Source organism: Delftia sp. SD018 (assembly GCF_017355445.1).
GTDB lineage: Bacteria > Pseudomonadota > Gammaproteobacteria > Burkholderiales > Burkholderiaceae_C > Comamonas > Comamonas acidovorans.
Genome location: NZ_JADDRN010000027.1, coordinates 61,686 through 87,433, shown reverse-complemented (window position 1 = coordinate 87,433; position 25,748 = coordinate 61,686). Strand labels below are relative to the sequence as shown.

Annotated in this window: 23 protein-coding genes; 9 read left to right on the top strand and 14 right to left on the bottom strand. The window is 64.5% G+C overall.

The window, feature by feature from the left end:
* Together INR38_RS23095 and INR38_RS23090 are read right to left on the bottom strand one after the other, a co-directional pair.
* The coding region (locus INR38_RS23095) for an NAD(P)H-dependent oxidoreductase (RefSeq protein ID WP_207443338.1) at positions 1-421 on the bottom strand (421 nt) is incomplete at its 3' end.
* Positions 422-476: 55 nt separating this feature from the next.
* Positions 477-1,448, bottom strand: coding sequence for a LysR family transcriptional regulator (locus INR38_RS23090; RefSeq protein ID WP_071955464.1), 972 nt, complete (start codon positions 1,446-1,448; stop codon positions 477-479).
* Positions 1,449-1,547: 99 nt separating this feature from the next.
* Here INR38_RS23090 and INR38_RS23085 point away from each other — a divergent pair, with 99 nt between their 5' ends.
* A complete protein-coding gene (locus tag INR38_RS23085; protein WP_207443337.1) occupies positions 1,548-3,089 on the top strand; it encodes an MFS transporter in 1,542 nt (513 codons plus the stop codon).
* A gap of 24 nt (positions 3,090-3,113) precedes the next feature.
* Here INR38_RS23085 and INR38_RS23080 read toward each other — a convergent pair whose 3' ends face one another.
* Positions 3,114-5,447 carry a TonB-dependent receptor gene (locus INR38_RS23080; RefSeq protein WP_347566770.1) on the bottom strand — a complete coding sequence of 778 codons (2,334 nt, stop codon included), beginning with the start codon at positions 5,445-5,447 and terminating at the stop codon, positions 3,114-3,116.
* 180 nt (positions 5,448-5,627) lie between these two features.
* A complete protein-coding gene (locus INR38_RS23075) occupies positions 5,628-6,962 on the bottom strand; it encodes a sigma-70 family RNA polymerase sigma factor (protein ID WP_207443335.1) in 1,335 nt (444 codons plus the stop codon).
* A 127-nt stretch (positions 6,963-7,089) separates the two neighbouring features.
* On the opposite strand from INR38_RS23075, the gene INR38_RS23070 reads away from it, so the two are divergent.
* Together INR38_RS23070 and INR38_RS23065 are read left to right on the top strand one after the other, a co-directional pair.
* Complete coding sequence (locus tag INR38_RS23070; protein ID WP_207443334.1) at positions 7,090-7,335, top strand: hypothetical protein; 246 nt, start codon at positions 7,090-7,092, stop codon at positions 7,333-7,335.
* 89 nt (positions 7,336-7,424) lie between these two features.
* On the top strand, positions 7,425-8,174 hold the full coding sequence (locus tag INR38_RS23065; protein WP_207443333.1) for a DUF4377 domain-containing protein: 750 nt from the start codon (positions 7,425-7,427) through the stop codon (positions 8,172-8,174).
* Positions 8,175-8,340: 166 nt separating this feature from the next.
* Here the strand turns inward: INR38_RS23065 and INR38_RS23060 are convergent, their stop codons facing one another.
* Positions 8,341-9,240, bottom strand: a complete 900-nt coding sequence (locus INR38_RS23060) for a LysR family transcriptional regulator (RefSeq protein WP_207443332.1) — start codon at positions 9,238-9,240, stop codon at positions 8,341-8,343.
* 201 nt (positions 9,241-9,441) lie between these two features.
* On the opposite strand from INR38_RS23060, the gene INR38_RS23055 reads away from it, so the two are divergent.
* Together INR38_RS23055 and INR38_RS23050 are read left to right on the top strand one after the other, a co-directional pair.
* Positions 9,442-10,053, top strand: coding sequence for a glutathione S-transferase (locus tag INR38_RS23055; protein WP_034392716.1), 612 nt, complete (start codon positions 9,442-9,444; stop codon positions 10,051-10,053).
* 45 nt (positions 10,054-10,098) lie between these two features.
* Positions 10,099-12,174, top strand: a complete 2,076-nt coding sequence (locus tag INR38_RS23050) for a pyridoxamine 5'-phosphate oxidase family protein (protein WP_207443331.1) — start codon at positions 10,099-10,101, stop codon at positions 12,172-12,174.
* A gap of 86 nt (positions 12,175-12,260) precedes the next feature.
* Here the strand turns inward: INR38_RS23050 and INR38_RS23045 are convergent, their stop codons facing one another.
* Entirely contained in the window at positions 12,261-13,292 is a 1,032-nt protein-coding gene (locus INR38_RS23045) for an AAA family ATPase (protein WP_207443330.1), read from the bottom strand.
* Between the two features lie 148 nt (positions 13,293-13,440).
* On the opposite strand from INR38_RS23045, the gene INR38_RS23040 reads away from it, so the two are divergent.
* From INR38_RS23040 to INR38_RS23025, 4 genes are all read left to right on the top strand, one after another.
* The gene (locus INR38_RS23040) at positions 13,441-14,139 is read left to right on the top strand and encodes a hypothetical protein (RefSeq protein WP_207443329.1); all 699 of its coding nucleotides are present in this window, start codon (positions 13,441-13,443) and stop codon (positions 14,137-14,139) included.
* Between the two features lie 15 nt (positions 14,140-14,154).
* Entirely contained in the window at positions 14,155-14,388 is a 234-nt protein-coding gene (locus tag INR38_RS23035; protein WP_199961512.1) for a hypothetical protein, read from the top strand.
* Positions 14,389-14,554: 166 nt separating this feature from the next.
* Positions 14,555-15,019: a GNAT family N-acetyltransferase gene (locus tag INR38_RS23030; RefSeq protein ID WP_207443328.1), complete on the top strand. Its 465-nt coding sequence runs from the start codon at positions 14,555-14,557 to the stop codon at positions 15,017-15,019.
* A gap of 554 nt (positions 15,020-15,573) precedes the next feature.
* Positions 15,574-16,401, top strand: a complete 828-nt coding sequence (locus INR38_RS23025; protein WP_207443327.1) for a hypothetical protein — start codon at positions 15,574-15,576, stop codon at positions 16,399-16,401.
* 99 nt (positions 16,402-16,500) lie between these two features.
* On the opposite strand, the gene INR38_RS23020 is transcribed toward INR38_RS23025, so the two are convergent.
* From INR38_RS23020 to INR38_RS22985, 8 genes are all read right to left on the bottom strand, one after another.
* Entirely contained in the window at positions 16,501-16,839 is a 339-nt protein-coding gene (locus INR38_RS23020) for a hypothetical protein (RefSeq protein WP_185070507.1), read from the bottom strand.
* 250 nt (positions 16,840-17,089) lie between these two features.
* The gene (locus tag INR38_RS23015; protein ID WP_207443326.1) at positions 17,090-18,934 is read right to left on the bottom strand and encodes an acyl-CoA dehydrogenase; all 1,845 of its coding nucleotides are present in this window, start codon (positions 18,932-18,934) and stop codon (positions 17,090-17,092) included.
* 108 nt (positions 18,935-19,042) lie between these two features.
* Positions 19,043-20,218 carry an acetyl-CoA C-acyltransferase gene (locus INR38_RS23010; protein ID WP_013802768.1) on the bottom strand — a complete coding sequence of 392 codons (1,176 nt, stop codon included), beginning with the start codon at positions 20,216-20,218 and terminating at the stop codon, positions 19,043-19,045.
* Positions 20,219-20,277: 59 nt separating this feature from the next.
* A complete protein-coding gene (locus tag INR38_RS23005; protein ID WP_043822732.1) occupies positions 20,278-22,377 on the bottom strand; it encodes a 3-hydroxyacyl-CoA dehydrogenase NAD-binding domain-containing protein in 2,100 nt (699 codons plus the stop codon).
* A gap of 170 nt (positions 22,378-22,547) precedes the next feature.
* A complete protein-coding gene (locus tag INR38_RS23000; protein ID WP_207443325.1) occupies positions 22,548-23,693 on the bottom strand; it encodes a radical SAM protein in 1,146 nt (381 codons plus the stop codon).
* Positions 23,686-24,114 (bottom strand): SPASM domain-containing protein, encoded by a 429-nt coding sequence (locus tag INR38_RS22995; protein ID WP_081816215.1) that lies wholly within the window; start codon positions 24,112-24,114, stop codon positions 23,686-23,688. The genes INR38_RS23000 and INR38_RS22995 overlap by 8 nt, the downstream gene beginning before the upstream one ends.
* A 99-nt stretch (positions 24,115-24,213) precedes the next feature.
* Complete coding sequence (locus tag INR38_RS22990) at positions 24,214-24,909, bottom strand: ABC transporter ATP-binding protein (protein ID WP_012205150.1); 696 nt, start codon at positions 24,907-24,909, stop codon at positions 24,214-24,216.
* A 10-nt stretch (positions 24,910-24,919) separates the two neighbouring features.
* Complete coding sequence (locus INR38_RS22985) at positions 24,920-25,747, bottom strand: ABC transporter ATP-binding protein (protein WP_012205149.1); 828 nt, start codon at positions 25,745-25,747, stop codon at positions 24,920-24,922.
* Position 25,748 lies beyond the last annotated feature (1 nt).

Here is a 25,748-nt window from a genome sequence, read left to right as displayed (position 1 = left end):
TGGGCGCCAGGATGGCTTCGGTGGTCTGGGCGTGGGTGCAGATGATCAGGGGCTCGGCCACGGGCTTGAGGCGCCAGCCGGTGGCGATGCGGGCGATCTGGCGGGCGGCGTTCTGGCCGTCGCTGCCCGCGCAGATGAGGCTGGCATAGGGCCGGCCATTGAGGTGGTCCAGCGCCGCGTAGTAGCTGCGGTCGAAGAAGTCCTTGAGCTGCCCGCTGATGGCGGCCAGATTTTCCGGGGTGGCGAAGAGGTAGCCGTCGGCGGACAGCACATCGTCGGGGCCGGCCTCGGAGGCGTGCAGCAGGCGCACCTGCACGCCCTGGCCTTCGGCCGCTGCGCCGTCGCGCGCGGCCTCGGCCATCTGGCGGGTGCCGCCAGTCATGGAGTGGTAGACGATCAGCAGGGTCTTGCTTGCGTTCATGCCGCGAGCATAGACCGATGGTGGGAGAACCGGGCTACTCCCGCCACGGTGCGGATCAGGTAACCCCCCTGCCGGCCCCATCCGTCAGCGATGCCACGGAAGGCCTGATCCATTGCGGATCATCGAGCTGCCTTTGAATGCAGTCGCGCAACCATTGATGCGCGGGATCCGCCTGATGGCGCGGATGCCAGGCCATGCGCATGGGCTGCACCTGCACGTCGATGGGCAGGGCAAACACCACCAGCCCCAGCGATGCGGCCATGCCATGCGCCGTGCGTGTCGGCACGCAGGCCACCAGGTCGGTGCGGGAGGCCGCAATCAAGGCCGAGAACGAACTGGGCACCAGCAGCGCCAGTTGCCGCTGCAGGCCCAGCGCCTCCAGGGCAGCGTCCACGGGCGAGCTTTCGCCCGGGCGCTGGGTGATGCCGACGTGGCGCGCGGCGGCGAACTGCGCGGCGCTCAGCCGTTGCGACTTTCTGGCGGATTTCAACAGGGGATGGCCGGCGCGCACGACGCCCACCAGGGTCTGCTCCGATATCACCAGGCTCTCGGTTTCCGGGTCCATGCTGCGAAAGCTGCCCACATCCAGGTCGATGCGGCCTTCGCGCAGGGCCCCCGGGTCGGCATGGGTTTCGGGCAGGAACTGCAGGCTAGCCAGCGGCATTTCCGCCTCCAGCGCACGCGAGAGGCTGGCACCGAAGACGACGGCAATGCCTTCGGGCGCCCGCACCACGAAGCGGCGGCGCAGGCCCGCCAGTCCTCCCGCATCGACAGGGTCCTGCAGCGCCCGCGCCTGGGCCAGCAGCGCGCGCACCGGCTCCGCCAGGGCCAGGGCGCGCGGCGTGGGCACCAGGCTGCGGCCCGCACGCACCAGGATGGGATCGCCAAACGCCTCCCTGATGCGTGCCAGCGTATGGCTCATGGCGGGAGTGCTCAGGTGCATGCGCCCGGCCGCTTGCGTCACGCTGCCGGTGCTGAGCAAGGCATCCAGTGCAATCAGCAGGTTGAGGTCGTATGTGTTCGCCATACGAAATCATACGTTCAATACATTGCACTGTACAAAACCCACACCGCTCCCGACACTGGCGGCCGTTGCCCCAACCCAAGCCCTCGCCGCTGCACGCCCATGACGCCCATGCCCACAACCTCGCCGACTTCCCCGCCCGGTCGGCGGAACCTGCCCCGGCTTTGCTTCGCCATGCTCGTGCTGACGCTCGTCCTCGCGGCCCTGGACCAGACCATTCTTTCGACCGCCCTGCCCGTGATGGCCCGCGAACTGCCGGGCCATTGGCCGCTGGCCTGGGTGTTCTCGGCCTATCTGCTGGCGGCCACCGTGGTGATTGCGCTGTACGGGCGGCTGGCCGACGTGCTGGGCAGAAAGCCCATGCTGCTGCTGGCCATCGGCCTGTTCCTGGTCGGCTCCCTGGCCTGTGGTGCCAGCCATGACCTGCAGCAGCTGGTGCTGGCGCGAGCCCTGCAGGGTGCAGGCGGCGGCGGACTCATGACGCTGACGATGCTGACCCTTGCAGACCTGTTTGCGCCTGAACAACGGGCCCGCTACCAGGGCCTGCTGGGCGCCGCCTATGGCGTATCGACCATGGTCGGCCCGCTGCTGGGCGGGGCGCTGGTGGAGCATCTGTCCTGGCACTGGGCGTTCTGGCTGAATGTGCCGCTCGCAGGGCTGGCCTGGGGGGTGCTGGCATGGGCGCTGCCCGCCAGGGCGGCTGCGCCGCAGGCTGCCGCCGAGCCCCTGCCCCGCCAGCGCATCGACTGGCTGGGTGCCGTGTTGCTGGCCGCAGCCCTGGTCAGCCTGCTGCTGGCCACCCAGCACAGCCACCTGAATCTGCCCGAGCAGCTGTCGCTGTGGGTGCTGCTGGCCCTGGGCGCCAAGTTCGCCCTGGCATTCTTCGTGCGCCAGCGCCGCGCCACCCATCCGCTGCTGCCCCTGTCGCTGTTTGCCCACCCGGCCTACGCGGCAGTCAGTTTCCTGGCTCTGTCCACGGGCGTTGCGCTGTATGCGGCCGTTGTCTTCCTTCCGCAGTATCTGCAGATTGGCCTGCACCTGTCGCCTACCGGCTCCGCCTGGCACCTGGCGCCACTGATGGCCGGCATCACCGCAGGGGCCGTTGGCAGCGGCCGGCGCCTGCGCGCCCAGACGCCAGCCGCGTCGCTCGCCCGGGTGGCCTGCGTGCTGATGCTGCTGTCGTTCGGACTGATCACCGCGGCCTTGCACTGGCTGCCGCAGGCGCCGCTGGCCCTGTCCGCAGGACTGCTGCCGCTGGGCCTGGGACTGGGGCTGATGTTTCCCATCATCACCGTGGTGGCGCAGCGTGTGTCGCCGGCCCGGCACCTGGGCATTGCCACGGCGGCACCCGTCATGCTGCGCAGCCTGGGCGGCGCCGCCGGCGTGGCCATGCTGGCAGCCCTGCTCAGCCATTTGATGAAACAGGAGCTGGCTGCGGCCAGCCCCCTGGCAGCACACGCCGATGCCGTCACCGCCGCGCTGGGCCACGGGCTGCAGGTCATCTTCGGCTGCGCGGCGCTGGCGGTTCTGGCGGCGTTGGCTGCCTGCCGATGGCTGCCGGCACGCAAAGCCGCAGTGCGTGACGGCCAGGGAGCCCCTGCGGCGCAGAGCGCCGCCATTCGCTCGGCTACGGAAGGCGCCTAGGCCGCCAGGTGCCTCAGAAATGCCTCAGAAATCCACCGAAGCCGATACCACGAAGGTACGCGGAATCATCGGCGAGACGGCGCCCCAGGACGTGACACCGGCCCAGGCCTTGCGGTCGGCCACGTTCTGCACCGTGGCGCGCAGCGTGGTCTTGCGGCCTGCGATGCGGGTGGCATAGCGCAGGCCCAGGTCGGTGCGTGTCCAGCCCGGGATGCGCAGGCGGTTGGCCTGGTCCACGAACTGGGCGCCGGTGTAGGCCAGGTCGCCGACCAGGGTCAGGCCCTCAAGAGCGGGCACATCCCATTCCACGCCCAGGTTGGCCAGCAGGCGCGAGGTGCCGATGGGCCGGTTGCCCACCAGCGCAGGCGTGGCCGAGCGCGTGATCTCGGGCTTGAGCCAGGTCACGCCACCGAGCAGGCGCAGGCCGCGCGCGGCCTCGCCGTAGGCATACAGCTCCATGCCCAGGTTGCGCTGCTCGCCGTTGGTCTTGTAGACGCCCTGGTCCAGGCCGCCGCTGGGTTTTTCAATGCTGAACAGGGCGGCGGTGGCCATGAAGCTGCCGAAGTCGTACTTGCTGCCCACTTCGTACTGGCGGCTCTTGTAGGGGCGCAGCACCTCGCCGTAGTTGCTGGCGGCGGGCGGCGCGATGTCGCCCTTGCTCAGGCCTTCGATGTAGTTGGCGTAGAGGCTCCAGTTCGGCGCCTGGCGCCAGACCACGCCGACGGCGGGCGTGGTCACGCTCTCGTCGTAGACATTGGCGGCGCCGCCCGTGAGCACGTTGTAGTTGGTGGACTTGATGGCCTGGTGGCGCAGGCCCAGCGACAGTTGCAGCCTGTCCTGCAGCAGCGAGAGCGTGTCCACCAGGGCCAGGCTGGTGTTGCGGTTGTCATGGATGCGCGGAATGGCCGAAGGCCGCGCAATGCTCTGCGGCGCGTGGGCAATGGGCGCATAGATGTTGGACACCACGGTGGAGCCCGCCTGCAGCGCGCGGTGAAAATCCTCGCGGTAGCTGGCCAGCTGCAGCGTGACCGAATGCTTGACACCGGCCAGCGCAAAGCGCGAGCGCAGGCCCGCATCAATGGTGCTGCGGTCCACGTCGAACACCGCGTAGGTGGGCGTGATGCTGGTGGCGCCCGCAGCACTGGTCAGGCGCGGGGCCGAGTCGTAGATGCGGTCCACATCGGCGCGCGACTGGCCGATGTTGGCGAACAGCGTGAGCTGCTGCGTGAGGTCCAGTTCGGTGCGCAGCAGCACGGCGCGCTCGCGGTTCTTGGACCATTCCCAGGGCTGGGTCACGTTGCGACGGCCATCCGGCGCAGCGGGCATGGAGGTGAGCCCCGTGGGCATGATGGGCCGGCCCACGCCGTCGATGCGCTCGTCCTGCGAGAGCAGGTCCAGCGTGGCACGGAAGCGCTCCACCTCGTAGTCCAGCGCCACCGCCAGCACATGGCCGTCGGTGCTTTGATGGTCCATGGACGTATCGCCGCCGTACTTGCTGGCGTTCACACGGATGCCGTACTGGGCCTCGTCGCCAAAGCGCTGGCCCACGTCGGCGTGGGCGCGCCAGAGGCTGTCCGAAGTCCAACCCGTGGTCAGCCGCGCCACATCTTCATTGGCGCGCTTGGGCGCGATGTTGATCACCCCGCCCACGGAGCCGTTGGGCGACATGCCGAACAGCAGCGCGCCCGGCCCCTTGACCACCTCGATGCGGTCCACGTACTCGGTGCGCACGCGGTAGTTGGGGGCAATGCCGTAGATGCCGTCAAAGGCGATCTCGCCCGAGTTGCCCTCCCAGATCGGAAAGCCCCGGATATAGAGGTTGTCCACGTTGCCGCCTGGCAGCACGGTGTAGCGCACGGAAGGGTCGCGGTTCACCGCCTCGGCAATGGTGCCGGCCTGCTGGTTGCGCACGGCCTCGGACGTGTAGCTGGTGGTGCTGAACGGCGCCTGCATGTTGCCGGTATTGCCCAGCACGCCCAGGCGCACGCCCTTGGCCACCTGCCCGCCGGCGTAGGGCGCGGGCAGCAGGCTCACATACTGGTCGCCGGCCGTGACGGTGATCTCGGACAGGCGGTGCGCGTTCTCCGGCGCGTTGGCCGCAGCAGGAAGCAGGGTCAGCGTGCCGCCCTCGATGCGCCCCTGCAGGCCGCTGCCCTGCAGCAATGCCGCCAGGCCCTGGCGCACATCGTGGCTGCCGTTGAGCGCCGGGGCCTGCCGGCCCTGCACCAGTTCGGAGGAGTAGGTGAGCTGCAGCCCCGCCTGGCGCGCAAACTGGCTCAGCGCCTGGGCCAGCGGCTGGGCCGGCACGTCGAAGGACACCGATTGCGCGGCGGCCAACTGCAGTTGCAGGCCCAGCACCAGGCCTGCACATGCATGAAAAACCGCTGTGCGGCGGAGGCGGAATCGGAATCGGGAGGACTTGGGAGCGGACATAAGGACTTTCTGGAAGACAGGCTCATTGCGAATCGCCGGCACAGGCAGGGCGCCCGGCCTTTCATATGCAAATACGAGTCACTCCCAAAAACCCTGAAAAAAACTTCACGGCTCCGCGCGCCCGCCGCGCCGCGCAATCCGCAGGCCGCCGTCGTCCAGCACGCTGACCTGCACCGGGGCGAACTGCGGCAGCCCGCGCAGCCAGCGCTCGGTCTGGGCAATGCGCACATGGCCGCTGATGGCCAGTTGCGCCGCGCCCTCCTCCACCACCAGGCGGCGCCGCGTGTAGCGGCCCAGACGGTGGACGACGCGGCCCAGCGGTTCCTGCTCGAAGACCAGCTCGCCCTCGCGCCAGGCCGCGGGCCGTTGCTGGAGCTGCGGCTGCCAGGCAGCGCCGTCGGCATCTCCTGCCCCGCCGTCCAGGGGAATGCGCAGCGACTGGCTGTCCTGCAGCAACTGGCTGCGCCCGGTGGCTGCATGCTCCACCCGCACCTGGCCCGACTCCACCTGCACGCGCACCGCATCGGGCTCCAGTTCCACACCAAAGCGCGTGCCCAGCACGGTCACGCGCAGGGGGCCGGCCTCCACCACAAAGGGCCGCGCCGCATCGCGGGCCACGGCAAAGAAGGCGGCGCCTTCCAGCAGCCGTGCCTGTCGCAGGTCGGCACGGTAGGTCAGTGCCACGCGGCTGGCGGCGTCCACACGCAGCACGCTGCCATCGGGCAGCTCCAGGCTGCGCTGCACGCCCGTGGCGCTGGCCAGTTCACCTTGCCACAGCACGCGGCGGCTCCACATCTGCCAGGCGGGCCAGGCCCCGCTGGCCATGCCGGCCACGCCCAGCAGCGCGCTCAGGGCACGCCGCCGCCGCTTTCTGGAAGAGGCCTGCAAGCCCGCCTCCACCCCGCCGCGCCAGCGCAGCAAGGCGGCTTCCAGGCAGGCATCGGCCTGCATCAGGTCGCGCTCCACGGTGTTCAGGGAGACCTGCAGGCGCCGGGCGATGTCGGCCTGCCGCTCGCCATGCAGGCGGTGGGCCAGCAAGGCGGCCTGCATGCGCTCGGGCAGGTCTGCAATCGTGCGCTCCACCACGGCCAGTGCCTGCCGGTACATGGCGCGGTCGGCCACATCGCCTTCGGCCTCGGGCTGCAATTGCGCCCAGTCGTCCATGCAGCGCTGCTGCGCACCGCGCTGGCGCAGCCTGTCTATCGCCAGATGCTTGGCCGTGGCAAACAGGTAGGCGCGCGCGGCTTCGAGCGTGGGCGAGCTGCCATCGGGCAGCTGCGGCGGCGCATCGGCCAGGCGCAGCCAGGTTTCCTGGGCCAGTTCCTGCGCCTCATCACGGCTGCCGGTCTTGCCGGCCAGATAGGCCACCAGTTGCTGCTGGCAGGCACAGAAAAGCTGGTGCCAGCGCGCAGCGGTCCAGGAGGCGGAAGGGGTGGGCATGGCCGGGGGGAGGAGAACCATCGAAAACGAGAATGACTATCATTCTAGTTTTGTTTGATCCAGGCAGGCCCGCCCGCCGGGCCATCCAAGGCAAACTGTCCATCATCAACACCCGGACCACATGCCCATGATCTTCTTGGCGATCACACCTACCGGCTTGGCACAGGCACTTCGCGCCGCCACCGAAAGCGACGCCATCTGGTGCGGCAGCGACGCGATTTCCGAGGCCGACTACGCCGCCCGACAATGGTCCAACCTCAGCCGCTTTGCCTACTCGCTGGAGGACCGCGTTTTGATCGACGATGCCGTGTCCACCATTGAGGAACACCACCCAGGGCATACGATCTGGGTGGAGGCATCTTCCCTGCGATAGCGGGTTCTCGGTCACCACCTTGAGGGCGTCAATTGAAAGCTTTTCTTCAATTCCTGGCAGCCATACTTTTGTCCACTGCAAGCCACGGCATGGAACACATTGCCAGCCAAAGTGCGCTACCGCATCAAGACAAGGACGCGGAATATTTATCTGCCTACGAGTGGAACCTGCAGCAGGCTTTCGATGCCGTAGGCAAAGAGAAAAAGAATTGGAAAACACCAGACAGCCCCTCAATAAAGCTCTGGTTCTCCAAAGATGGAGATTTCGGCACACGGATATGCAATTTCATGAACTGGAAATATGAGATGGATGCCGATGGAAGCCTCCAGATCAAGCCCGGCATCTACACGATGGCCGGGTGTCCCGAGCCATTGATGGAACTGCAAAAATGGGCAAGTGACTTGCTGTCAAGGAAATTTCACTACACATTGACAAGGGCAATCGCCGACGCACCGCCCCATTTGCAACTACGCTTTGCCGATGGTAGCCGCTGGGGACTGAAAGGCGAACCCACACCAAAAACGAAGTACGGAAGTGAGGGCCAGCCGATTCTTCTGGAAGTCGAAGCGCAACATGTGCAATGCAATGACAACACAGCCAATGGCACCGAGTGCCTGCGCGTTCGAGAGGTCAATTGGCATGTTCGCAACGGGAAAGGCGAATTTCACAACCATGGAAAATGGCAGACTTTCAAATTGACGGCGATTGATGGCTATTCACATCCACCGGGCTGGCACGGTGTTCTGAATGTCACTCGCTTCAAGTTGAAGAATACGCCGTCCGGCGAAATGGCATTTGCCTATCTATTGCAGGGAGAAACAACCCGATTCTCCCAATAGAAACGCCATGCTTGCCTACGCGCCCAACCCCGAAGTCATTTCCCGAGCCACCTGCGCAGCCTCCCTGCGCCTGACCTCGGCCTGATCGACAAAGCCGCAATCCAGCGATTCGGCGCTGGTGCACATGGTTTGCAATGCGCGGGATATGGCTTCCCGGCAATGGCCGCTACCACCTCAACGCCGCCACCCTCAGCGCATCCACCGCCATGTCGATGAACGCCCGCACGCGGTGCGCGGCGTGCCGCCCTTCCCTGTGCACCAAATGAATCGGCAGCGGCGGCCGCTCGAAGGGCTCCAGCACCAGGCGCAGTGCGCCGTCCTGCACGGGTTTGGCGATCTGGTAGAGCGGCAGGCGCGTGATGCCCTGCCCGGCCAGGGCGCAGTCCGCCGCAGCCTCGTTGGTCATGGACATGAGGCGCGGCTGCAGGCGCACGGCCAGGGCCTTGCCGCCTTCAAGAAACCGCCATTCGGGCGTGGAGGTGAGGCCGGATGCAGTGATGGTGGTGTGCTGCGCTAGCTCCTCGGGCCGCTGGGGCACGCCGTGGCTGGCCAGGTATGCGGGCGACGCGCATAGCACCTGCCGCACGCTGCCCACGCGGATCGCCTGCAGCGAGGAATCGGGCAGATCGCCGATGCGCACGGCCACGTCCACGCCCTCGTCCACCAGGCTGACCACGCGGTCCACAAACCAGCAGTTGACGTCCACCTCGGGAAACCGGCCCAGGTAGTCGTGCACCACGGGCAGCACGTGCATGCGCCCGAAGTTGACCGGCGCCGTGAGCGTGAGCCGACCGCGCGGTGCGGCATGGGCGCTGGCGGCATGCTCGTCGGCCTCTTCCAGCTCGGCCAGGATGCGGCGGCAGCTGTCCGCATAAGCGGTGCCGGCCTCGGTCACGCGCACGAAGCGCGTGGTGCGCGTGAGCAGGCGCACGCCCAGGCGCTCCTCCAGGTCGGAGACGGCCCGCGTCACCACCGAGGGCGAGACCTTGAGCCGGCGTGCGGCCGAGGCGAAGCCGCCCGTGTCCACCACTGCGAGAAATGCCGTCATGGACTGGAAGCGATCCATCTGTGCCTGCCTTGTCTTTGTCGTGTGTCTGCCCGGCTGCGAGCGGCCCGCGCAGGCCTGCCCAGGTTTGCGCCGGCGCTTTGTTCGCGTTCCCGCAAGAGTGACTTGCCGCCGCCAGGGATTCTAAAGATGCGGGCGGAGAAGGAGGATACGTCCCGTGGCGCCGACAACCGGCGCCTTCACCAACCCCAAGGAACCGCAATGAAGCTCTACCACTTTCCCCTGTCCGGCCACGCCCACCGCGCCCGCCTCTTCCTCGGCCTGCTGGGCGTGGAGCATGAGCTGGTCCACGTGGACCTGGCCAACGGCGCGCAGAAGAAGCCCGAATTCCTGGCGCTGAACCCGCTGGGCCAGGTGCCGGTGCTGGACGACAACGGCACGGTGATTGCCGACTCCAACGCCATCCTGGTCTACCTGGCGCGCAAGCTGGACCGCCAGGACTGGATGCCCCTGGGCGCACAGGCCGAGGCCGAGATCCAGAAATGGCTGAGCATCGCCGCCGGCCCTATCGCCTTCGGCCCGGCGGCGGCCCGGCTGGTCACGGTGTTCAAGGCCCCCTTCCAGGCCGAGGAAGTGATAGCCCGCGCCCACGCCATCCTCGGCAAGATCGAGGCGCAATTGACCACCCGCCCCTTCCTCACCGGCGCTACGCCCACGATTGCCGACGTGGCCCTGTACAGCTACATCGCCAGCGCGCCCGAGGGCAATGTGGACCTGCAGCCCTACCGCGAAGTGCGCGCCTGGCTGGGCCGCATCGAGGCGCTGCCGGGCTTCGTGGCATTCGCCCAGACACCGGCCGGCCTGCGGGCCTGAGTGCCTGAGCCACAACTCCCCTGAACCCCGGCAAAGGAGCGCACCATGCACCCGCAATCCCCGCAAAACCCCGCCTCGCCCTGGCATGCGGGCGAACTGGCGATCCAGCAAAGCGTTGGCGTCGTGGGCCGCATGGACATGCCGGGCCGCAAGTTCCTGCGCCCCTTCCTGCTGGACCAGCACCGCGAGTTCTACCCTCTGCTGCATTTCGTGGTGCTGGGCAGCGTGGATGCGCAAGGCGATGCCTGGGCCACGGTACGGGCCGGCGAGCCGGGCTTCCTGCACTCTCCCGATCCATCGACCCTGCATGTGGCGGCGGGCCGTGACGCAGCCGACCCGGCCGAGCCCGGCCTGGCCGATGGCCGCGCCGTGGGCCTGCTGGGCATGGACCCCATGACGCGCCGGCGCAACCGGCTCAACGGCACCGTGCGGCGCAAGACAGGCGTTGATGGGGCGGGCGCCTTCGACATCGGCGTGGTCCAGAGCTTCGGCAACTGCCCGCGCTATATCCAGAACCGCAGCGTCCGGTTCGTCCGGCCTGCGGACGAGCCCACGCAGGTGCCGGCGGTCGAACTGGCATCGCTGGACCCGCGCGCGCGGGAGCTGATTGCGCAGGCGGACACGTTCTACGTGGCGTCCTACGTTGAGGACGGGGACGGCTCGCGCCAGGTCGATGTCTCCCACCGTGGCGGCAAGCCGGGCTTTGTGCGGATCGACGCCGATGGAACGCTGACCATCCCCGACTTCTCGGGCAACCTGTTCTTCATGACCCTGGGCAACTTCCTGGTCAATCCCAAGGCGGGCCTGCTGTTCATCGACTCCGAAACCGGGGAAATGCTGCAGATGACGGGCGAGGCCAGCGTCATCCTCGACTCCCCGGAAATCGCCGCCTTCGAGGGCGCCGAGCGCCTGTGGACCTTCAAGCCCCGCCGCATCGTGCGCCGGCCCGACGCCCTGCCGCTGCGCTGGAGCATGGCAGCCGACGGCTGGTCGCCCCACCTGCAGATGACCGGAAGCTGGGCCGATGCCAGCCAGCGCCTGGCCGCCGCCCGGCTGGGGCGGCAGTGGCGGCCGTTCCGGGTGGCGCAGGCCGTGGATGAGAGTTCCACCATCCGCTCGCTCTACCTGGAGCCGGCCGATGGCATGGCCAGGGTGGCCCCCCTGGCCGGCCAGCACCTGCCGCTGCGCCTCACGCTGGCGGACGGCAGCCATCTGCAGCGCACCTATACGCTGTCGCTGGCGCCTTCGGACGGGCGCTTGCGCATCAGCGTCAAGAGGCAAGGCCGCGCATCCAGCCATCTGCATGGCCTGAAGCCCGGCGATCTGGTCGAGGCCCGCCCGCCCGCTGGCAGCTTCATCGCCGATGCGGCCCTGCGCCGCCCCGCCGTGCTGCTGGCCGCGGGCATAGGCATCACGCCCTTGCTGGCCATGCTGCGCCACATCGTCCACGAAGGCCGGCGCACCCGCAGCCTGCGGCCCACCTGGCTGTTCCAGGCGGCTCGCACGCGCAGCGAACGGGCCTTTGACACGGAGATTGCCGAACTGGTGAAGGCCGGCGATGCCGAGGTGCACTGGGTGCGAACGCTCAGCCAGCCCGGCACGGCAAAGGCCGGCCGCGACTACGACCATGAGGGCCACATCGACATGGCCCTGTTGAAGGCCACCCTGCCCTGGGACGACTACGACTTCTACCTCTGCGGCCCGGACGCCTTCATGCAGGCCACCTATGACGGCCTGCGCGAACGCAATGTGCCCGACGAGCGCATCCACGCAGAAGCCTTCGGTCCCTCGGCCCTAAAGCGATCCATGGCCGGTGCAGCCCCCGCCGCCGAACTGCCGGCACCCGCCACACAGCCTGTCCGCATCATCTTTGCCGACTCGGCCAAGGAAGCGCGCTGGAAGCCCGGCAACGGCAGCCTGCTCGAAGTAGCCGAGGCCCGGGGGCTGGAGCCCGCCTTCGGCTGCCGGGGCGGCAGCTGCGGCGACTGCCGCGCGCGTGTGCTGCAGGGCGGGGTGACCTATGCCTCGCCACCCTCCTTCGCCGTGCCAGCAGGCGAGGCCCTGATCTGCTGCGCCGTGCCTGCGCAGGAGACGGGGGAGGCTTTGCATCTGGCGTTGTGAGGAGCCTGTCTCTGCGCGCTTTCCACATCAGGACATACCGACGGCAAAAGGCACATCAGCGATTGCTGCCCAATGCTTGGCTGCATCTAGCCTTCTATCTGGACGAGTATCGATTCATCAAGCTCTATGACTTCAAACAGGCCCTGACCCCGCTCATAGACCTCCCCTGACAGGAACCGAACCACTTTCTGGCCGATGAGCATGCACATCTCCACGACAAAGCCATCTGCATCCCGGCGCATGTCTTTTATCCGCACAAGGCCCAAGGGCAACTCAGCCAGCAGTCGGTCACGGTAACCAATGGATGCAGGCACGCCGGGACCCGACTCAGACGCCTCTGGAGTCACAAGGTACAGGCCGTGAAACCCGCTGCCATCGTCGATACGGGAAAGCATTGACCAGACACGTCCGTCCACCAGTTGGATCCAAATCTCGATGAACTGGAGATAGGGCACCTGCGGATGGCTCCAGACTGCTTCGCCAGGTACCCAGTGCTGCCGACCTGATTCATCCATATCCCAGCGGCCACCTTCGGCCAACGCCATCTCGCAAGCTCGCCAGCCCACAATCACCTGCTGGTCGAGATCCTGAAGGGACGGGAACTGGCGCGGCCCCATGGGCTGGATGGAGCTCCCGGGGGCCGGCTCGGTGTCGTCGATATGGACTACCGCGAACCCTTCCTGCTCACTCGGCGGCTCGAACATGGCAAACACGCTGCGAATGGCCTGCTCCGGCACCTGGTGATCGGCTCGCCGCTGCGTGTTCCTCCGCAAGGCGGTCTGCAAATCGGCTTTGAGCCAAATACAGACTACGGGCACGCCATGTGATCTGGCGATCTGAATGGCACGCTCACGATGCACCGTCTTCGGAAGGGCGGCATCAAAGAACACCGCATCACCACCCAACGCTGCGGCGTTCTGTTGAATCCAGCTGCTCTTGCCTGCAGCTTGCACCCCCACCACCACATAGAGCTTGGTCGCGGGCGAGCTGACAGACAGTGCTTTGTCCAAGTCCCGGTACGCCAACTCCCATGCGGCAGCACTGCGTTCCGGGGTGAACAGGCGACCTTGTTCGGTTTCCAGATAGTGGTCTGGATTGATGTGCTTTGTAGTGTCCATGGTGAGCTGCAAGATTCTGGATCACTGTAGCTGGGCACGGCGCCGTACCGTCCGCAGACAAACGAACCCGCCATGCAAAACGCCTTGATCGATACACTCGCGGCAATTCCTGCGCCCTCGTACACGCCGCAAATCCAAAGCCCTGCCCATGCAACTCACCAACTGCCTGCTCCGCCTGTCGCCCTTGGTCCTCACCTGCCACATCGGCCTGGCCTGCGCACAGATCACCACGCCCTCAGCAGGCACCTATGTGCGCAAGGGCGGGGGTGGCGATCTGGTGGTGCGGGCCAATGGCAAGTTCCATATCCAGACCGTCGGTGCCAACGGCCATACCTGTGAGCTGGAAGGCACCATCACCAACGGCCGGGCCAAGATGGCGAATTCGGCCTGCGCCGTGGACTTCACGCCTGCCGGTCAGCGCGTCGGGGTCGACACGGCCACCGCCGAGGCATGCCGGGACTTCTGCGGCATGCGGGCCTGGTTCGGTGGCGACTACCTTCGGCCCACACCCGGCTGCACGGACAAGGCCATTGCCGCATCGCGCAGAAACTTCAAGCGCGCGTACGACGCCAAGGACTACCGCCTGGCACTGACCACGCTGGCGCCGGTGCTGCAGGACTGCGATGAGGTGCTGACCGGCGTCGCCAAAGGCTGGATACGCAACGACCTGGCGCTGGCGCAGCTTCGCTCGGGCGACGCAGCCGCCTGCCGCCAGACCCTGGCCCCGCTGGCCGAGGAAGCCGGCAAGACGGATCAGGAACTGCGCGAGGCCTATCCACCCACCGATGCCGATGTGGTGCTGCCCATGCTCAAGGCTGCGCGCACCAATCTGCGCTTGTGCAGTTGAGGCGGTGCCATCGCCATGAAAGATCCCGCATCGCCCAACGCAGGAATCTCCGGGCATTTCCGGCGTGAGGCGAAGTGGATGCTGTGGGTGCTTGGCGTGCTGCCCTTGGCGCTTGCCTTGCTGGCAGCGTGGCTGGCGCCACTGATCCTGAACCATGTGGAGAAAGACAAATGCCTGAAAGCTGGAGCACAGATCTCCAGGCAAACCGGCAAGTGCGAACGCCCTGAACAGGCGCCCCCGAAGGAGTGAATTGCGGGCTATCCCGTTGCTCGCCTGGCGCACGACGATGCCCTGTGCTTGGGCGTGGTGCCCATGCTGTAGCGGATCGGCGGCGGCCCGGGCGTCTTGCCCTATCCTTGTGCGCTTCATTCCAACTGAGCAGCGCCCTTGAACAGGGCTTGACCCCTTGCCACCCATGACCGATATCCGCCCCGCCCACTTTCCCGAAGACCTCGACGCCGTGGTCCGCATCTTCCGGGAGTACGTGGCCAGTCCCACCGTGAGCCTGGACTTCCAGGACTTCGAGACCGAGTTCGCCGCCCTGCCCGGCAAGTACGCCGCACCCCAGGGCTGCGTGCTGCTGGCCTGGAAAGACGGCCAGCCCGTGGGCTGCGCCGCCCTGCGCCAGGTGGATGCGCAGACAGGCGAAATGAAGCGCGTCTACGTGCGCCCCACGGTACGCGGCGAGAACCTGGGTCGCCGCCTGGTGGAAGGCATCCTGGACACCGCGCGCCACGCAGGCTACAGCCGCATCTGCCTGGACGTGCTGCCCGAGTTCCAGACCGCGCAGCGGCTGTATGAGTCCCTGGGTTTTGCGGATGCAGAGCCGGTGAGCTTCAATCCCGTGCCGGGCACGCGTTATCTCGGACTGGATCTTTGAGGCATGCACCCTCCGGCAGGCGGCCTTCAGCGCCTGCACGGCTTTCGATGCGCTGACACCCGGTCCCTGAGTCCTCGTCTGCAAGCATTCAGCACGGTGAGACCGTAGCCCATACCCCGGTCCAACAGCCTGCCCGCAAGCGCAGCGGCGGTACGGACCACCTCTCCCGCATCCTTCATCCGCAAATGCCCGTGGCCGAGCCGGGCAGCCTGCGCTTGTGCCCCGTGAATACCGCCCATGGCGAATGGCGCTGCCTGGGACCAAACGCTCATTGGCAGCATCTCTATTCACCTGGCATTTCAAACCTGATTTTAGGAATTGTCCTAAGGATAATTCTGAAAATGATCTGTGGGTGACTTCTTTGATTGACCTCGTGCAGGCCATGAAATCAAATGAGGACTCTTCGCACAGCAAACATCAGAAATCCGCTTGGACACTGCTAGCGGATTATTCGCCTGCTTGCAACCACTCATTTCCGTCAAATTGCCTTTATTGATCAAGCCGCATTGGCTGGAATTCTCGATTCCGCTCCTAATCCAGCGTCTCCATACACCATGCCAGCCTCCATTGCCGCCACTTTCTATCAGATCGGCTATGCCGACATGCTTGCTCGCCAAATGGAGCAAAAACAGATCGATGCCATTGTGCTCACGCCACAGGAATACGCAGACATACTGAGCGACAAGGCGCATAACAATCCTCGCCTGGCGGCCACGCTGCATGCCATGCTGGCCCACAGTGCGCTTGGGCGATACTGGACACACACCGCCAGCCCGAATGCAGGCAAACCCTGGGTCGCTCCCGCCTCCCTGATGGTCAGCGACGCGTACCTGATCACCAAAACGCTGATTGCATTGGGCCTGGCCGGTGCCCGCTCCTATATCAAGACAACCGCCACAGGCACCTATATCATCATCACGGGCTATGCGGGACTTCGCCGCCAGCTGCTGCAAGGCACGCGATTCCTTGCCGCCAATCCACGCATGGTCCAGATGGGCCTGGGTATTCGCGGTCTGCAGAATGTGGCCAAGGGCGGGTTTCTTCTGAGCCTGGTGGTGGGCGCCGGGATAGAGACACTGGACTTCATCTTCAATGACGAGAAGACCATGCATGATCTTGTGGGAGGGATTGGGGTGGAAGCGGTCAAGGCGGGATTGGCGACGATGATTGCAATAAGCGCGGGAGCCTTAACTGCAAGCGTTACTACTTTGGTCATTTTTCCGTTAGGAGCGATGGCGTTAGCCATATTTGCCACTGGAGCACTTCTCAACTACACAGATCAGCGATGGAAAATAAAACAAAACGTTATTACAGCCCTAAAGTCTGTAAACAATGAAAAAGCACCAGGCATATATAAACTAGATCAAAGTACCATTCAATAAAGGCAGCCATCATCTCTCAGCACGGAAGCATCATCCAAGGATCACGATCCAACCAAAAAATCAGCTTCACAAGATACTTCGCGTCAAATCAAAAGAAAATCAATTCATTAAAATAAATATGAGAGACATAAAAAATATTCGGAAATCTGCAATATTTGGAATACCCATCAGCATTCTACTATCCGTCGGATGTTTCTGGTTTTTCTTTGCAGAAACAATCCCGATGCTGAAAGACATAAATGCTCTCGCGCCAACCATAAGAATCATGCCGGGCGCACCAACAATCTTCATGACTCCTTTCGTTTTTATTACATTAGCACTGGTATCGATGCTGAATTCCATCCCCTGCAACGACAGTATTCTACGAAAATCCGATAAAGCACTATCAATAGTTTTCACCCTTGGAATTTCTTCAGCACTGGTTTCTTTGATATTCATTACTCCGCTGCACTACTATGCGATGCCTAAGCTGGGCTATACACGTTGCAATATTCTGGAAGGGCATCCCAGCATATATTTCACAGACTGGGTCAAAAACCCAGAATGGTGCGTTCGGGGAAAATCCAGGGAGTGGGTCATGGAGCAAGCCAGGCTCGCCAGCGGTCCTGAAAATCCCTGAAATAAAAAAAGCGCAGACCACATGGTCCGCGCTTTTTTGCATCCTCCGGCAGCCGTGCTGCCAACCCCCTCAGAACGCCTCTTCACTCATCTCTGCGCAGGTCATGTCGCGCTCACGCACGACCTTGAGCCATGCGCCTATCCGGGGCAGTTCGTAACGGAAGAAATAGCGCATGGCGGCCATGCGGCCAGCGTTGGCAGGTTCGGTCAGGGCGGCGTCCTTGGCGAGCACGGCCAGGGACACGTCCAGCCAGGTCCAGGCCAGCACCGTGTGGCCAAAGGCCTGCATATACGGCACGGCATTGGCCAGGGCCTGTTGCGGGTCGTCGGTGGCCCATGCGGCCTTGGTGGTGGCGCCGACTTCCTGCAGGGCCTTGGCCAGTTCATTGGCATGGCCGGCCAGTTCGGGCCGGACCATGGCGCGCTGGATGGTGTCGTTGATGCGCGTGGCCAGCAGCTGCAGGCCCTTGCCGCCCTCCATGAGCACCTTGCGGCCCAGCAGGTCCATGGCCTGGATGCCGTGCGTGCCTTCGTGGATCATGTTCAGGCGGTTGTCGCGCCAGTACTGCTCCACGGGGAAGTCGCGCGTGTAGCCGTAGCCGCCGTGGATCTGGATGGCCAGGGAGTTGGCCTCCAGGCAGAACTCGCTGGGCCAGCTCTTGGAGATGGGGGTCAGCACTTCCAGCAGCAGCCGGGCCTCGGCCACAGATTCGGGCGTGCCGGTGTGCTGCTCATCGACCAAGCGCGCGCAGAACAGGTTCAGCGCCAGCGCGCCTTCGCAATAGGACTTCTGCGCCAGCAGCATGCGCTTGACGTCGGCGTGCTCGATGATGCGCGACTGGGGCCGCGTGGCATCCTTGCCGGCTGCACCCGGCGCCCCCTTGATCGGCCGGCCCTGCGGGCGGCTCTGCGCGTACTCCAGGCTGGCGTGGTAGCCGGCCAGGCCCAGCATAGTGGCGGCCATGCCGATGGAGATGCGGGCCTCGTTCATCATGTGGAACATGCATTTGAGGCCCTCGCCGGGCTTGCCGACCAGGTAGCCCACGGCCCCGGCGCCGCCGCGCACGGGAAAGCGCCCTTCCCCGAAGTTCAGCAGCGTGTTGGTGGTGCCGCGCCAGCCCAGCTTGTGGTTGAGGCCGGCCAGGGCCACGTCGTTGCGCTCGCCGGTGAGCTGGCCTTCGGTGTCCACGAGCTTCTTGGGCACGATGAACAGCGAGATGCCCCGCACGCCGGGCACGGGCTTGCCATCGGGGCCGGGGATCTTGGCCAGCACCAGATGGACGATGTTCTCGGTCAGCTCATGGTCGCCCGCGCTGATCCACATCTTGTTGCCCTTGAGGCGGTAGCGCGGGCCCAGTGCATCGCTCTCGAAGTCGGCGCCATCGGGCTCGGCGCGGGTGGCAATGTCGCTCAGTGACGAGCCGGCCTGGGGTTCGGACAGGCACATGGTGCCGGCCCAGCGGCCATTGAATTCATTGGTGGCGAAGACCTGCTTTTGCATGTCCGTGCCGTGGGCCATGATGGCATTGGCATTGCCCGAGGTCAGCATGTTGGAGCCGATACTGATGGAGGCCGCCGCGAAGAAGCTGTTGGCTGCCGCCTCCACCGTATAGGGCAGTTGCATGCCACCGATGTCGTAGTCCTGGGCGGCGCTGAGCATGCCCGAGTCGGCATAGGCCTGGCGCGCATCGTGGGTGCACTGGGGCAGGATGACTTTCTCGCCGTCGAACTGCGGCTCCTGCGTGTCCACGGTGCGGTTGAAGGGGGCGTATTTCTCGCGGGCGATGCGCTCGCAGGTGTCGAGCACGGCATCGAAGGTGTCGCGCGAATGGTCGGCAAAGCGCTCGCGCTCGCCCAGCGCATCGGCGCGCAGCCATTCATAGAGCAGGAAATCGATGGTGGAACGCAGGCGCATGGTGATGTCCGGAATCAAAAAAGAAGCCGCAGGCGCCGCCAGAGGGAGCGCGTGCGGCCAACAGGAGTAACGGGAACAGGCAGTGGCGGCCGCAGCCGCCACCTGCACTTACAGCACTTCGAACACGCCGGCGGCACCCATGCCGCCGCCGATGCACATGGTCACGCAGACACGCTTGGCACCGCGGCGCTTGCCTTCGATAAGGGCATGGCCCGTCAGGCGCTGGCCCGACACGCCATAGGGATGGCCCAGTGCGATGGCGCCGCCGTTGACATTGAGGCGATCGTTGGGGATGCCCAGCTTGTCGCGGCAGTACAGCACCTGCACGGCAAAGGCTTCATTGAGCTCCCACAGGTCGATGTCCTGCACCGTCAGGCCCAGCTTCTTGAGCACCTTGGGCACGGCGAAGACGGGGCCGATGCCCATTTCGTCAGGCTCGCAGCCGGCCACGGCAAAGCCCAGGAAGCGGCCAAGAGGCTTGAGGTTGTTGCGCGAGGCATAGTCCTCGCTCACCACCACGCAGGCGCCTGCGCCATCGGAGAACTGGCTGGCATTGCCGGCCGAGATCACGCCGCCGGGCAGCGCGGGGCGGATGCCCGAGATGCCTTCCTTGGTCGTGCCTTCGCGCACGCCCTCGTCCTTGCTGCAGGTCACTTCCTTGGTGATCAGGCCGCGCACCTTGTCGGCCACGCCCATGGTCACGGTGATGGGCGCGATCTCGGCGTCCAGCAGGCCGGCGGCCTGGGCCGCGCAGGCCTTTTGCTGGCTGGCGGCGCCGTACTCGTCCATGGCGTCACGGCCGATGCCGTAGCGCTTGGCGACCTGTTCGGCGGTCTGCAGCATGCTCCAGTAGATCTCGGGCTTTTGCTTGGCCAGGGCCAGGTCCTGGATCATGTGCAGGTTCATTTCCTGCTGCACGCAGGAGATGGACTCCACGCCGCCGGCCACGTAGACATCGCCCTCGCCCGCGATGATGCGTTGCGATGCGGTGGCAATGGTCTGCAGGCCCGAGGAGCAGAAGCGGTTGATGGTCATGCCCGATGCGGTGATGGGCAGGCCGGCCTTGAGCGCGATCTGGCGCGCAATGTTCATGCCGGTGGCGCCTTCGGGGTTGGCGCAGCCCATGATCACGTCATCGACGGCGGCAGGGTCGACGCCTGCGCGCTGCACGGCGTGCTGCACGGCATGGCCGCCCAGCGTGGCGCCATGGGTCATGTTGAAGGAGCCCTTCCAGCTTTTGGCCAGGGGCGTGCGGGCGGTGGAAACGATCACGGCGGATGTCATGGATATTCCTTGTATGGCGGGTTTGCGGTGGTTCGCAAAAAGTTCGTGCGCCGCACGTCTCAGCTGAATTGCTTGCCTTCGGCCGCCAGCTTCGCCAGCAGCGGGGCAGGCTGCCAGAAATCGGCGTCGTCGTTGGGGTTCTTGGCGAAGCGGTTCATGGCCTGGACCACGTTGAACAGCCCGACCTCACCCGCGTAGTGCATGGGGCCGCCGCGCCAGATGGGGAAGCCATAGCCGGTCAGGTAGACCATGTCGATATCGCCCGACTTGCCAGCGATGCCGTCTTCCAGGATGTGGGCGCCTTCGTTGACCAGGGCGAAGACCAGGCGCTGGACGATTTCCTCATCGGAGATCTTGCGCGGGGTGATGCCCAGCTCCTTGCGGTGGGACTCGATCATCTGGTTGACCAGCTCGGACGGGATGGCATCGCGCTTGCCCGCCTGGTAGTCGTACCAGCCCGCGCCGGTCTTCTGGCCGAAGCGGCCCAGCTCGCACAGCTTGTCGGCCGTGCGGCTGTACTTCATGTCGGCGCGCTCGACGGCGCGGCGCTTGCGGATGGCCCAGCCGATGTCGTTGCCGGCCAGATCGCCCATGCGGAACGGTCCCATGGCGAAGCCGAACTTCTCGATGGCCTTGTCCACCTGGGCAGGCGTGGCGCCTTCGTCCAGCAGGAAGCCGGCCTGGCGCGAGTACTGCTCGATCATGCGGTTGCCGATGAAGCCATCGCACACGCCCGAGACCACGGCGGTCTTCTTGATCTTCTTGGCCAGCTTCATCACGGTGGCCAGCACGTCCTTGGCGGTGTGCTTGCCGCGCACCACTTCCAGCAGCTTCATCACGTTGGCGGGGCTGAAGAAGTGCATGCCCACCACGTCCTGCGGGCGCTTGGTGAAGGCGGCGATCTTGTCCACGTCCAGCGTGGAGGTGTTGGAGGCCAGGATGGCGCCGGGCTTGGCCACCTCGTCCAGCTGCTTGAACACGGTTTCCTTGACGCCCAGCTCCTCGAACACCGCCTCGATGATGAGGTCGGCGTTCTTGAGCGCGTCATACGACAGCGTGGTGCTCAGCAGCGCCATGCGCTGGTCGTACTTTTCCTGGGTGAGCTTGCCCTTCTTGACCTGGGCTTCGTAGTTCTTGCGGATGGTGGCCACGCCACGGTCCAGCGCTTCCTGCTTGGTCTCCAGAATGGTCACGGGAATGCCCGCGTTCAGGAAGTTCATGGAGATGCCGCCGCCCATGGTGCCGGCACCGATGACGCCCACGGTCTTGATGTCGCGCACAGCCGTGTCCGAGGGCACGTCGGCGATCTTGGAGGCCGCGCGCTCGGCCATGAACAGGTGGCGCAGCGCGCGCGACTCGGGCGACCACATCAGTTGCATGAAGGCATCGCGCTCCAGGGCCATGCCCTCGTCGAACTTCTTGCGCGCGGCGTTCTCCACCGTGTCCACGCAGCGGGCCGGGGCCGGGTAGTTCTTGGCCATGCCCTTGACCATGTTGCGCGCGAACTGGAAGTAGGCGTCGCCCTGGGGGTGCTTGCAGGGCAGGTCGCGCACGCGCGGCAGCGGACGCTTGTCGGCCACTTCCAGCGCAAACGCCTTGGCCTCGTCCAGCAGGGACTCGGGCGAAGCGGCCATCTTGTCGAACAGCTTCTGGCCGGGGATGGAGGCCAGCAGCTCGCTCTTGACGGGTTCGCCGCTGACGATCATGTTCAGCGCGGTCTCCACGCCCAGCACGCGCGGCAGGCGCTGCGTGCCGCCTGCGCCGGGCAGCAGGCCCAGCTTGACTTCCGGCAGGGCCACCAGGGTGCCGGGAGCGGCCACGCGGTAGTTGCAGCCCAGCGCCAGCTCCAGCCCGCCGCCCATGCAGACGGTGTGGATGGCGGCCACCACGGGCTTGCTGCCCTGGTCCAGGGAATTGATCAGCGAGACCAGGTGCGGCTCGCGATACGCCTCTTCCTTGCCGAACTCGTTGATGTCAGCGCCGCCCGAAAAAGCCTTGCCGGCGCCCGTGATGACGATGGCCTTGACGGCCGGGTCGGCGTACGCCTTGTCCAGCCCCTCGACGATGCCCCGCCGCGTGGATAGCCCCAGGCCGTTGACCGGCGGATTGTTCAAGGTGATGACGGCGATGGCACCGTCCACTTTGTATTCAGCAGTCATGCTGTTGTCCCCTATGCGATAGAAAAAGAACGATCGTGCGTTTTTGATTGTAGGGAGTTCTTCCGCCTTTGCCATCCACCCTTGTCTCGGGCGGGACAAATTGTGTCGAGACGCCGAATAGGCACCTGTTCACCACGGTCTGACTCACTTCAGAAATTCCGTGTGCAGGCCTAGGCCGCCACGGCCAGCGGAGGTACGTCAAGCTTGATTTGCTGCCCCTCCAACATGGCATACCCTATTGACAGATAGTGGTTGCACAACTCCGGTTCGCCAACCAGAGACTGCTCCGCGTCTTCTGGCCGAAACAGCAACAGATGGCGCACATACAGCAGGTCGGCCTCGGACTCGATGGCGAAACGGATGAAATCCGGAAACTCGTGGATATTGTTGCGCTTCAGTGTCCAGGACAATCCAAGCCGTGGCCGGCGAAGCAGATCAGATCCGCGGCGCAGCGTTTGATAATAGTCGAGATTCTTCTTGAATGTAGGCAAATCGGCGCCTGTGCGATTGGCGGCAAAAACCTCGTCCGTGATCCCGTCTATGGAAAAGGTGAGCGTATCCACCAAGCGAATCTTTCGTTCGTCAAACCGCTGCTTCACAAATGTCCCATTGGTTACGCAGGTGACCAGCACGTTGTATGCCTCGCACAACTCGAACAAACGATTCCACAGGGGCATGGACACCATGCTCGGCTCGCCGCGGCCCACCAGGTTGATCAACGTCAGATAGGGGAAAACTTCATGCGCCAGAGACTCCAGCACATCTTGCGAAAAAGCCGGGCGCCGATTGTTCATGCGGTGCTCATTCTCATCTCCATGGCTGCTGCAATGCGAGCAGTGAAGATTGCATGCGGCAGTCAGTTCGAGACTCAGGGACTCTGGCAGATGCGGCACCTGTGCCAGCTGGCGAGACTCACTGTTCACCACCTGGGCGCGAACCCATTCCTTCAACCCCAGCAGATAGGCCTGCCTTGACAGTTCGTCTCCATCCTCAGGAACAAGTGCAGCGGAAACCACATCGAATTCTCCGTGCCCCTGAACAAAGGCTTCCAGCCGCAACTTTACCCAGCCCGCCTCACGCGCTTCATCGGGAATCAATACGCGTATTCGCTCCGCCTGGTGGACGTTTTGCAATCGAAAGCAAATGGCACGCTCTTCGCTGTAACGTCCCAGGATGCCGGTTGAAAAATACAGCTTGCTGAAATCATATCGATTGACGGGAGCCTTTTTTATGCGCAACGCCAATTCTATGTATAAATCCTCTTTTTTGACACGGAACAATCCTAGATTCTTCAGCTGAGGTTGGATTCTATTCATTTTTATTTCTCTCCCCCTGCTCCTTTATGAAGTCCCAGGCAATCGGTTGATATTCAACCTTCTTGGCTAGCGAAGCTTGTGTTCTTTCCCCTCCAAAGTTCGCCCAGATATTTCTCTGTTCGGCATATCTGATTTCACGAAACCAGCATTTCTTGCATTGCTCCCATTCTTTTTCCGTATTGAGCGTGCCGCGCACCGACTGCATGCGCTCGTTGTTCCATAGCGAAGAAAAATTGACATCCTTCTTCAGATGGCCCACATTCTCAGCGTACATGTTCGCACAAGTCACGACCTCTCCATCGGCCATGATGACCGCTGTCCGGTGTATGAATATGCATTCAGCCGGTTCCGCGGTTGATCTATCCACTGCAACCGCCTTGGCTTCATCGTGCAGCCTTTTCAAGTCTTCAATTGAAAGCATGATGTCGATTTTTTAAAGTTGAACTGATAGACATGGGGATGTCATTTCAGAAAATCCATCATAAGCCATCAATTGAAGACCCGGCGCAAGGCGATTTTCTTAAACCTCCAGCCACTCCTTGCGCACCTTCTGATCGGCGCGCAGCCCGTCGGGCGTGCCGTCGAAGACGATGCGCCCATGGCCCATGACCAGGGCGCGGTCCGAGATGCTCATGGCAATGGTGAGCTTTTGCTCGATCAGCAGCACGGACACGCCGCGCTGCTTGATCTTTTGCAGGTACTCGCCCACAAGCTCGACGATCTTGGGAGCCAGGCCCTCGGTGGGCTCGTCGATGATGATCAGGTCCGGGTCGCCCATCAGCGTGCGGCACAGGGTCAGCATCTGCTGCTCGCCGCCCGACATCACGCCGGCCTCGGTGTGCTGGCGCTCCTTCAGGCGCGGGAACATGGCATACATGTCGTCGAAGCCCCAGCGGCTGTCCCGGCCCTTGCCCTTCTGTCCCAGCAGCAGGTTCTGGTGCACGGTGAGGTTGGGGAACACGTCGCGGCTCTCGGGCACGTAGCCCACGCCCAGGTGGGCGATCTCGTAGGCCTTGCGGCCGGTCAGGCTCTGGCCCTTCCAGTCCAGCGAGCCCTCCCAGTGCACCAGGCCCATGATGGCCTTGGCCGTGGTGGAGCGGCCCGAGCCGTTGCGCCCCAGCAGCGCGACGATCTCGCCGGGCTGCACCGAGAAGTCCACGCCATGCAGCACATGGCTTTTGCCGTAGTAGGCATGCAGGTTGTTGATGTTCAGCATCCGCGCTTCCTCAATGTGCACCAGCTTGTTGATCCGCCACGGACGAGCCCAGATAGGCCTCCTGCACGCGTGGATTGGCACGCACGGCCTCGGGCGTGTCGTATGCGATGACTTCGCCGTAGACCACGACGGCGATCTTGTCGGCCAGGCCGAAGACCACGCCCATGTCGTGCTCCACGGTCAGCAGGGTCTTGCCTTCGGTGACCTTCTTGATCAGCTGGATGAAATGGGCCGTCTCGCTGTTGCTCATGCCGGCCGTGGGTTCGTCCAGCAGGATGACGCCGGCGCCGCCGCCGATGGTGATGCCGATCTCCAGCGCGCGCTGTTCGGCATAGGTCAGGTTCACCGCCAGCGTGTCGCGCTTTCTGTGCAGGCCGATCATCTCCATCAGCTCATCGGCGCGGGCATTGGCGTCGCGCAGCTTCGACAGGAAGCGCCAGCAGCTGTAGCGGTAGCCCAGGCTCCACAGCACGCTGCAGCGCAGGTTCTCGAACACGCTGAGCTTGGGAAAGATGTTGGTGATCTGAAAGCTGCGCGACAGCCCCATGCGGTTGATTTCGTAGGGCTTCTTGCCGTCGATGCGCTGGCCGTTGAGCAGCACCTGGCCGCTGGTGGGCTCGAAGCGGCCACTGATCAGGTTGAACAGCGTGCTCTTGCCCGCGCCGTTGGGGCCGATGATGGCCACGCGCTCGCCGGGCTTCACGGCCAGCTGGGCGCCACGGATGATCTCTGCCTTGCCGAAGCGCTTGTACAGGTCGCGCAGCTCCAGCGCGTAGGTGGCCTCGCCAGCCGCGGCGGCGGCCGCGGTGCCCGGACGTTCGATTGCAATGCTGGACATG

What these genes read in the sequence shown, in the direction of transcription:
- INR38_RS23070 (WP_207443334.1), top strand. Translation starts at nt 7,090, where the DNA reads ATGATCTTCTTGGCGATCACACCTACCGGCTTGGCACAGGCACTTCGC.
- INR38_RS23060 (WP_207443332.1), bottom strand. Translation starts at nt 9,240, where the DNA reads ATGGATCGCTTCCAGTCCATGACGGCATTTCTCGCAGTGGTGGACACG.
- INR38_RS23085 (WP_207443337.1), top strand. Translation starts at nt 1,548, where the DNA reads ATGACGCCCATGCCCACAACCTCGCCGACTTCCCCGCCCGGTCGGCGG.
- INR38_RS22985 (WP_012205149.1), bottom strand. Translation starts at nt 25,747, where the DNA reads ATGTCCAGCATTGCAATCGAACGTCCGGGCACCGCGGCCGCCGCCGCG.
- INR38_RS23065 (WP_207443333.1), top strand. Translation starts at nt 7,425, where the DNA reads ATGGAACACATTGCCAGCCAAAGTGCGCTACCGCATCAAGACAAGGAC.
- INR38_RS23045 (WP_207443330.1), bottom strand. Translation starts at nt 13,292, where the DNA reads ATGGACACTACAAAGCACATCAATCCAGACCACTATCTGGAAACCGAA.
- INR38_RS23075 (WP_207443335.1), bottom strand. Translation starts at nt 6,962, where the DNA reads ATGCCCACCCCTTCCGCCTCCTGGACCGCTGCGCGCTGGCACCAGCTT.
- INR38_RS23000 (WP_207443325.1), bottom strand. Translation starts at nt 23,693, where the DNA reads ATGAATAGAATCCAACCTCAGCTGAAGAATCTAGGATTGTTCCGTGTC.
- INR38_RS23030 (WP_207443328.1), top strand. Translation starts at nt 14,555, where the DNA reads ATGACCGATATCCGCCCCGCCCACTTTCCCGAAGACCTCGACGCCGTG.
- INR38_RS23035 (WP_199961512.1), top strand. Translation starts at nt 14,155, where the DNA reads ATGAAAGATCCCGCATCGCCCAACGCAGGAATCTCCGGGCATTTCCGG.
- INR38_RS23010 (WP_013802768.1), bottom strand. Translation starts at nt 20,218, where the DNA reads ATGACATCCGCCGTGATCGTTTCCACCGCCCGCACGCCCCTGGCCAAA.
- INR38_RS22990 (WP_012205150.1), bottom strand. Translation starts at nt 24,909, where the DNA reads ATGCTGAACATCAACAACCTGCATGCCTACTACGGCAAAAGCCATGTG.
- INR38_RS23015 (WP_207443326.1), bottom strand. Translation starts at nt 18,934, where the DNA reads ATGCGCCTGCGTTCCACCATCGATTTCCTGCTCTATGAATGGCTGCGC.
- INR38_RS23055 (WP_034392716.1), top strand. Translation starts at nt 9,442, where the DNA reads ATGAAGCTCTACCACTTTCCCCTGTCCGGCCACGCCCACCGCGCCCGC.
- INR38_RS23005 (WP_043822732.1), bottom strand. Translation starts at nt 22,377, where the DNA reads ATGACTGCTGAATACAAAGTGGACGGTGCCATCGCCGTCATCACCTTG.
- INR38_RS23020 (WP_185070507.1), bottom strand. Translation starts at nt 16,839, where the DNA reads ATGAATATCAAAGAAACCAGTGCTGAAGAAATTCCAAGGGTGAAAACT.
- INR38_RS22995 (WP_081816215.1), bottom strand. Translation starts at nt 24,114, where the DNA reads ATGCTTTCAATTGAAGACTTGAAAAGGCTGCACGATGAAGCCAAGGCG.
- INR38_RS23050 (WP_207443331.1), top strand. Translation starts at nt 10,099, where the DNA reads ATGCACCCGCAATCCCCGCAAAACCCCGCCTCGCCCTGGCATGCGGGC.
- INR38_RS23090 (WP_071955464.1), bottom strand. Translation starts at nt 1,448, where the DNA reads ATGGCGAACACATACGACCTCAACCTGCTGATTGCACTGGATGCCTTG.
- INR38_RS23040 (WP_207443329.1), top strand. Translation starts at nt 13,441, where the DNA reads ATGCAACTCACCAACTGCCTGCTCCGCCTGTCGCCCTTGGTCCTCACC.
- INR38_RS23025 (WP_207443327.1), top strand. Translation starts at nt 15,574, where the DNA reads ATGCCAGCCTCCATTGCCGCCACTTTCTATCAGATCGGCTATGCCGAC.